Source organism: Flavobacterium aurantiibacter (genome assembly GCF_002251775.1).
In the GTDB taxonomy this organism is placed as follows: Bacteria; Bacteroidota; Bacteroidia; order Flavobacteriales; family Flavobacteriaceae; genus Flavobacterium; species Flavobacterium aurantiibacter.
In genome coordinates this window covers 1-9,001 of the sequence record NZ_NOXX01000112.1, presented here as the reverse complement: position 1 = coordinate 9,001, position 9,001 = coordinate 1, and the positions used below count along the sequence as shown (strand labels likewise).

Below are 9,001 nucleotides of genomic sequence, written 5' to 3'. Positions count from 1 at the left end.
TCGTTGTTCGGTGAAATACCACGTTGGATGATACAACCGATGTTGCTTACTGTTACACTTTCAGAATCTGAACAACCGCTGGCTGCTGTTATCGTTACAATAAATTCGCCAGCACCACTTACAATAATGGATTCTGGAGTCTCGGGAGATACAATTTGAAATGGCACACTCCCTTCCCATGTATACGTTACAGCATTTGGATCAAAAGAATTGCTTACCGGAAGTGCGCTAATCTGAAACTGGTTATTAACACAACCCGTTTCAAATCCAATATTTAATGAAATCGAATCCAAATCAACATTAACAGAATAAGTATTAGTGCACCCGAATAAAGAAATCGATACCTGATATTCTCCCACTTGATTTGCGGAAATAGTTGAGCCTGTAAATTGACTTCCATCTGGACGCGTCCAAATATAAGTAGCATTTGGATTAGTAATGTCAAAATTATTTGCGGTAAAATCTATTGTAACTGCCTGATTATTACATATAACATACGAGCTGCTTCCAAAGGTAACGTCCCAAGATCTCGATGAAGGAGCTACGACATAGCTAAATGGCGAGCTCAAACATCCCAAAATCGATACCGAAACTTGGTAAGTGCCTGGCTCGGTAACTGCAAAGGTGTTCTCTGCCGAGGAAGTTGTCTGACCCGCTGGATCAGTGAAAATGTATGTAACTGGACTTCCGTTGGTGTTGTTTGTAACCGTAGCGGTAATCGTACCGTTCTCATCCGGACATAATTCTGTTGGACCCGTAACTTGAACATCCCAAACAGGACTAGCTGCTCCAATTGTAAATGTCTGGCTGGTAGTACAACCTTGATTGTTTACCACTACTTCGTAATTACCCAATTGTGCACCGCTAATTACAATTGAAGGAGTTGTTGCAATTAGATTAGAATTTAATGTCCAAGTGTAGGTAACTTGGCTTACATCAAAAGAATTTTCGGTAGGTACTACTGTAACGGTTGTTTGCTCATCCGGACACAGATCCTTAACTCCATCTAGCGTATACACTGGGGTTAAATTTTGGACAATTAAACTGAAGTTTACTACCTGATAACAGCCTGTTCCTATCTTTGAGACACGAACATAAATCGTTTGTAAATTGTTTCCGAGGAATGCTTCCGGGTTTGTAATCTGGTTTGCAACTACGTTTTGGTCTGCATCATCAAAAGTTGTGAAGTACGTCAGTGCGTGCGAACCAGCAGCAAATGGCGCTAAAATTGTAGCCGCATTCTGAGTTAAATCGAAAGTCGAAGATCCAGTAGAATCACAATCTAAAAGGTTTGCTGGGGTTCCAGCAACTGCATCTTGGAAAAACTCAACAATAATTTGATCTGTTGCGACACAAGTGGTATTGTTATAAGATGCACTAATTTGGTAAGTTCCTGGCTCAGTAACAACGATTGTCGGTCCGCTTTGATTTGGTATAATCTCGTTATTTCTCGACCATTCAAATGTATAAATTGTTGGATTTAAACCCGAGTCAATAGTCACCGAATCACCTGGACAAATTGCGTTCCCAGCCGATTCTAAAAAGTCGCTTCCTAACTCTACATTTCCAATATCGAAACTGCCTCCTTCGAGAAATACCGCACTGTCAAATGCATTATCTCGTCGGTCTGCGATTACTAATTTAATATGGTAGGTCACGCCTGGTATAACGTTTGCAACTGCTGTCATGGGAACCGTAACACCGTTAAAGTTAATAGGTGCTCCGATTGGATTTATCCCTAAATCTCCGTAAAAACTCTGGAAAAACTCAGGATTCACAGAATCACAAGTGTCATTATACAATTCGTTTCTGATGGTAACAACGGAAACTGGAGTGGTCGTATTTGGAATAATCGCTAAATTCTCTGTTTCATTTGTAGCTGTGTTTGTTAAAAGGAATGCAAATGCGTCAGAATAGTCGCATTGAAACTGTCCATACTCCTCGCTAGCGAAAATAAAGCGGAAGCTAATTTGATCCTGAAGCGGTACAAAATCAAACTCAAGCTTTGTTGCATTTTGCGAATTCATAGCTTGACCTGTGGCTTCTAAGATAATGGCTTCTAAATCATCGTCTCCAAGCCATCCAAAACCGCCATCACTCAAAATAACATCATTTGGACCTGGCGCAGAAGCTGCGTTTCCTGTTGTTAAAACAATTCCGTCTTCAAAAGGAAACTCCGAAAGTCCTTTATTAAAGTAGCCTATTCCATTTGGCAAATCTGCACCAAAATCTACACCTGTCGACGAAGTTATATTGGTTACGTTCGCACATGACGTATCCAATAAAATGTCTTCAATAAGTTGTTGCTTGGTGTAAATATCTAGGTTAGTTGTAATTGGTGGTAAAATTTTACCAATACACAAGTCGAATGTAATGTCTTGCGGTGTACCTACTGAAGACCATACTCTTATCCAATATGTATTTCCAACAACATAATTTTCTTCAATACTTTCATTCGGATCGCTACAAAACAATAACGTTAATGCATTGCAATCGGTTCCTGAATAAACCGCGTGATTTAGGTTATCTGAAGTTCCTACAATATTCGAAAGTGTAATGATTTGAGTACTGCTGTTTGCCACGAAACTAAACCAAACATCATCATCCTCAGTTCCAGGACAAGAGAGTGAATTCGCTGACGGTGTAGCGCCAGTTATTGCACTACTGAATATCGTAACGCATTCCAATCCGTTATTTGGTGTTACTGGAGTCGCAACTGCACAGTCGTCGTTAGTTACCGGATCTGGAGTAGTAATACACAAAGTGAAGTTTGCGAACTGTGCTGCATTACCTCCACCAGTCCAAACCCTAATTCTATAAACTTGGTTAGGAACTAAATTCGTTGCAACACTCACCTCTAAATTACTATTATTACAATACAGTTGTGTTAACGAAGTACAATCTGAACCCGAATATAATGCGTGATTGATATCACTTGATGGACCATTAATGTTACTAAATGTTATAATGTGGGTGGAATTAGTAGCAGTAAAAGAAAACCAAACATCATCGTCTGTATTTCCTTGGCAAGTCGGTTGTGTATTGGGCAGTGTTCTAGTAGCACCAAGCGTTGAACCATTTATGCTCTGTGCACAAATTCTAGTTGGATTTACAGGTACTGTTATTGCACCTGCACAATCGTCGTTTAGAGGTTTTGTTGTGAAAGTTCTAGGCGCTAAAATTGTCCATGTACTCACATCAGTACTCGAACAAATAGACCGAACATAATACACGTAAGTGGTTGCTGGCAATAAGCCTTCAACAGTAAATGGATTTGAATTTGTTAGATAATACGGAGCTACGCCAGTTACTGGAGACCCATTTACAGGTAAGATTGCATTTTCCGCAGGAACAACATAAACCTCCCATTGTGTAGCACCTGGCGCTGGTAATCCGTTCTCTGTCCACTCTAGTTCTGCAGAGGTTGCTGTTATGGTCGTAACGTCTACTGCTAAAGGAGTTGGTTTTGGGCAAGTTGGAGGAGTACAATCACCAACTGAAGAATAAAGTACCGTTGATGGCGCACCTTGACCTGGAGCTTTGGTGAATAATATATCAGTAAATGGACTTTGAACTTGAACTCCAACTTCTGCAGGAGCAGTTCCTTCTACACTCCAAAACAAATCAAATGGAATATCATTACATATTTGAACATTCACATTTGTTGGTCCTGCTGTAGTTATTGTGCTACCTATAGTTGCAACAATAATACCATTTTGACGGACTTGCATGCGTGCACCATTCCAACCGTTGCCTCCCGCGTCGGTAAGTACAAATCGATATGTACACTTATCTTCTGGCAAGCAAGTTATTGTGTTGAAAACTATAGGCCCAGCCCAAGTACTTTTATCGTCTCCCGGACAAACTGTCCGCACGTAATAATAGTAAATTCTGGCTTGTTGTAAAGTTCCATCTGGAACAGTAAATGGTGAACCTGATGACACTGGAATCAATAGCTGCCCATTGTCCGTTGGAGGATTCACTGCTGGTAATTGCGCAGGTGGAGTTAACGAAAAGCTAGGTACCAAATAAATTTCCCATGCAGTATCTGTTGGTGTGCCGTTGGTCCAATTAAAGGTCGCTGCTGTAAGTCCGATTCCTGTAACAGATAATGCTGTAGGCTTAGGACAAGTTGGAAGCGTTGTAAAGTTAACACCTGTACTCCAAGGAGAATCTGTAGGTAAACAGTTCACTCGAATGTATACTGTATAAGCAGTATCGGGAATCAAGCCTGTAATATTAAATGAAAGATTCGTTAAATCTGCAACCGTAATATCATTAAAAGTTGGAACAGTACTTGCTGTGGGAGCCGGACTTCCTTGAGTAACCACATAGACATCCCAAGAAGTTGTAGCAGGCGCAGACCACGTTACCAAAGCTGTATTTGTAAGTAAAGTGGCTGTGGGAACTGCAACTGATGTTGGAGCTAAATCACAGCGTGGTGTTGTACAATTTACTACGTCGGTGTACAGAACAGTTAGAGGTGTACCTGAATTAGCAGCTTTAGTGAATATGGTTTGTCCAAATGAATTTATAACTTCAACAATACATTGGTTTGGAAGTGTTCCTGCTACCGACCAAAAAAGATCGAAACCAATGTTGTTACAAAGCGGAACCGAAACATCAACAGGCCCGCCGTTTGTTATTGTGCTTCCTAAAGTTGCAACTACGATACCATTTTGGCGCACTTGCATTCTTGCATTATTCCAGCCGTTATTACCCGAATCTCTTAACCTGAAAGTATAGTTACATGTGCTTGTTGCGTCACAAACTAATGTATTGAATACAAATGGACCTGCCCACGTGGTAAACAAATCTGATCCAGGAACGCACTCGGCACGCACCCAAAATTCGTAAATTGTTGCGGCAGTTAGATTTTCTACCAGATAAGGCAAAGCAGTAACCTCAGTACCCGAACCCGCAGGAACTCCTGCTCCAGGAGCTTGCACTACTACCTCCCAAGAAGAAAAGTTACTCGGATTATCCCAAGTAAGCGTAGCATTAGTAAGTCCGATTTCCGAAGCACCCAATGTAGCTGGTGGAGGTGTACAGGATTGATTCTGTACAATTAAGTTGTATCCAATCGAGGGGGTGGTGTTACTTGAACTGATAACAATAATGTATGTAGTGCCCGCAGTTACATTTACAGTTAGAGTTCTCACAGTTGCCTGTGCGTTCGCCAGACCCGCAATACATGTAACTCCTACATTATTACAACCCGCATAGACAAACAATCCCGAATTTGTCGCCGGAGTTCCGCTGGGAGTCATTGAAATATTAATAATTCCATCTGCGGTTGGTGTATAACTATAGAAAACCTCGTTACCAGCTAAGTAATTCGTCGTTGCTGGAGTAGCGCCGCACAATGTGCCTTGGGCGGTGTCGAATTCATCTCCAAAATTGAGTGTATTTCCTGTTGATTGGTACGGAAGCGTAACGATTTGCAAAGGATCCGAACAAACCGAGCCGGTTGGCAAAGTTGTGAAAGGGAACGGTCCGGCCCAGTCACTTGTTACGGTTTCAGTTGTACCGCAAATGGCACGAACATAGTATTTGTAATTTGTCCCCGCCTGCAAAACAATATTTGCTGGAGTAGTAGTATATGAAGTGGGGTTTGTATTAGGAGCTGTAACAGTAAAACCCGAACCCGTTGGATCTGAAGCTGCCGGTACAATTTCAATCTCAAAGTTCGAAGCTAAACCTGGATTGTTCCAAGTAAGTTGAACTGTGGTTGATTGAACAGAAGCTACATCTAAACCATTTGGCGTAAGACAGCGCTCGGTTATACGAACATTGTCAAGCAAAAATCGGTCTCCACCTCTTGCAGGCGTTGGCTGCGTGAAAACTCTCACGAAAGCTATGTACACTTGCTGACCAACCAAAGACGCCGGTAAATCGACAACTTTCTCATCACAAACCGTGATATCACCGTTTAAATCTTGTAAATCGGATTCCGTAAAGGATTGAACAATAGTATAAGCTGATTGGTTGGTTTGATTGGGGTTGATCGACACGCGCACCTGAAAAAGTGTACCCTGATCGCCCGCCGCTAACTGACGGACAAGAAACCGAAGCTGTCCGTTGGCAGGAACTAACCTCTGATTGGTAATTAACCAATCTTCCTCCGTATTATTAATTCCTATTTGTTCGAAATTAATAAACGCTGAATTTACTCCAGCACAGGGAGCGAATGTAGATGGAAATGGCGTTGGTGTAGCCGTCCATTGGAGATTAGCTCCGATGCCATTAGTACCGTTAATAACAGCCCAATCAGCTGGAATACCCGACTCAAAACCCTCTGTTTGCGCCACCAGCTTTGAAAAAACCAGTAAAAAAAGCAGCAAAGTAATTTTTTTCATAAACATTTTTTTTGGAAAAGAATGAGCTTTTTGTTAACACAAGGTTAATGTTCAAATTTAGCAATTATTGAAGCTCCTTAACAATTCTTTAAATATTTAACAAAATAGCTCTATGAAAATACAATTGTAACAGAAGCCGACTTTTTAACATTGTTTCTTATCGATTCAGGATTATAAATTCGACTGTGATAATACGTATCTTTGCAATCGATTTCGCATATGACCAAACCAAAAACAAAAGTTTACTTTGCCTCCGATCAGCATTTTGGCGCACCAAGTCGGAGCTTAAGTTTGCATCGAGAGCGACTTTTTGTCGATTGGCTCGATTCCATTAAACACGACGCGTCGCATCTTTTTCTTGTGGGCGACTTATTCGACTTTTGGTTCGACTATAAAACTGTGGTCCCTAAAGGTTTCGTTCGCGTTTTGGGAAAAATCGCAGAGTTGAAAGACGCAGGAATTGAAATCTTATTTTTTGTTGGAAATCACGATTTGTGGATGCGCGATTATTTCGAAACCGAACTACAAATCCCAATTTACCGCGATTCAACCCCTTTCACCTTCGGAAACAAAGAATTTTTAATTGGCCATGGTGATGGAAAAGGACCTGGAGACAAGGGTTACAAACGAATGAAGAAAGTTTTCACGAATCCCTTTTTTAATTGGTGTTTCCGTTGGCTGCATCCCGATGTTGGAGTGCGAATTGCACAATACTTGTCCGTGAAAAATAAATTGATCTCTGGAATAGAAGACGCCACCTTCCACGGTCCGGATAACGAATGGCTCATTCAATACTGCAAAAGAAAGCTAGAAGAAAAGCACTACGATTACTTGATTTTTGGACATCGTCATTTACCTATGACCTTCGATTTGGGAAATCAGGCTACCTACGTAAATCTGGGAGATTGGATTCAGTTTTTTACTTACGCAGAATTCGACGGCACCGAACTAAAACTAAAAACCTATTCAAAATCATAAAGAATATCCATTAAAAATGAACAATACTGCTCAACATTTCGGAATTGAAAATGTACTTAAAAGTCTAGGCTTACTAGCCGAAAATGAAGGAACTTCTACCGGAAGTCAGAACTTCAGCTCGGGCGAATTAATCCACTCTTACTCTCCTGTAGATGGAAAACTCATTGGAAGCGTACGTGCATCGACTGCTGCCGATTACGAAAAGGCGGTTTCGACTGCTGCGGAAGCTTTCAAAACATTTCGTTTGATGCCAGCACCTCAACGCGGTGAGTTGGTACGCCAGTTTGGAGAGAAACTCAGACAAAAGAAAGACGATTTAGGAAAATTGGTTTCTTACGAAATGGGGAAATCGTTACAAGAAGGACTAGGCGAAGTACAAGAGATGATCGATATCTGTGATTTTGCAGTTGGTTTGTCTCGACAACTTCACGGACTGACGATGCACTCGGAGCGTCCGGCGCACCGTATGTACGAACAGTATCATCCGCTAGGCATTGTTGGAATAATTTCTGCATTTAACTTTCCTGTTGCGGTTTGGTCGTGGAACACAGCGCTTGCATGGGTGTGTGGCGATGTTTGTGTGTGGAAACCGAGTGAAAAAACTCCTCTTTGCGGCGTAGCTTGCCAGAATATCATAGCTGAAGTTTTAGCGGAAAACAACATGCCAGAAGGAATTTCTTGCTTAATTTCAGGCGATTATACGATTGGCGAATTGTTGTCAAAAGACAAACGCGTTCCTTTGGTTTCGGCTACCGGATCAACCCGTATGGGGAAAATCGTTGCCGCAACTGTTGCCGAACGTTTGGGCCGATCATTACTCGAATTAGGTGGAAACAACGCAATTATTGTGACGCCCAATGCCGACATTAAAATGACTGTGATTGGAGCCGTGTTCGGAGCCGTAGGCACAGCCGGTCAACGTTGTACATCGACACGCCGACTAATAATCCATGAAAGCATTTACGAACAGGTTAAAGATGCTATTGTTGCTGCTTACGCACAGCTTCGCATTGGAAATCCGCTTGACCAAAACAACCATGTCGGACCACTTATCGATACCGACGCGGTAAAAACGTACCAACACGCTTTAGAAGCAGTGGTAGCACAAGGCGGAAAAATTATTGTTCCTGGTGGCGTTTTAACTGGAGCAGGTTATGAAAGTGGATGTTATGTTAAACCCGCTATTGCAGAAGCCGACAATAGTTTTGAAATCGTGCAGCACGAAACTTTTGCGCCGATTTTGTACTTATTGAAATATTCGGGAAGTGTTGAAGATGCCATTGAAATTCAGAATGGAGTTGCTCAAGGATTGTCATCGGCAATTATGACCACTCATTTGCGCGAAGCCGAACAGTTTTTATCGGCTGCAGGTTCCGACTGTGGCATAGCTAATGTAAATATTGGAACTTCTGGAGCGGAAATTGGAGGAGCTTTCGGTGGAGAAAAGGAAACAGGTGGTGGAAGAGAAAGCGGCTCGGATGCCTGGAAAGTGTATATGCGAAGACAAACCAACACGATAAACTATTCGACAAGTTTGCCTTTAGCACAAGGAATTAAATTCGATTTGTAAAAATTCGAAACTTTCAAAAAAGCTGCGCAACAAACGCAGCTTTTTTTATACCTGAGTTCGATTTAAAAATTGCGGTCAGAAAACAGATAAATGG

Annotated in this window: 3 protein-coding genes; 2 read left to right on the top strand and 1 reads right to left on the bottom strand. The window is 41.6% G+C overall.

Annotated features, from left to right (window positions below; translation table 11 throughout):
- Positions 1-6,359: choice-of-anchor L domain-containing protein (locus tag CHX27_RS01835; RefSeq protein WP_094485066.1), on the bottom strand; the 6,359-nt coding region annotated here is incomplete at its 3' end.
- 219 nt (positions 6,360-6,578) lie between these two features.
- Here CHX27_RS01835 and CHX27_RS01830 point away from each other — a divergent pair.
- Entirely contained in the window at positions 6,579-7,337 is a 759-nt protein-coding gene (locus CHX27_RS01830; protein ID WP_094485065.1) for a UDP-2,3-diacylglucosamine diphosphatase, read from the top strand.
- A 16-nt stretch (positions 7,338-7,353) separates the two neighbouring features.
- Positions 7,354-8,907, top strand: a complete 1,554-nt coding sequence (amaB, locus tag CHX27_RS01825) for an L-piperidine-6-carboxylate dehydrogenase (RefSeq protein ID WP_094485064.1) — start codon at positions 7,354-7,356, stop codon at positions 8,905-8,907.
- Positions 8,908-9,001: the final 94 nt, after the last annotated feature.

What these genes read in the sequence shown, in the direction of transcription:
- amaB (WP_094485064.1), top strand. Translation starts at nt 7,354, where the DNA reads ATGAACAATACTGCTCAACATTTCGGAATTGAAAATGTACTTAAAAGT.
- CHX27_RS01830 (WP_094485065.1), top strand. Translation starts at nt 6,579, where the DNA reads ATGACCAAACCAAAAACAAAAGTTTACTTTGCCTCCGATCAGCATTTT.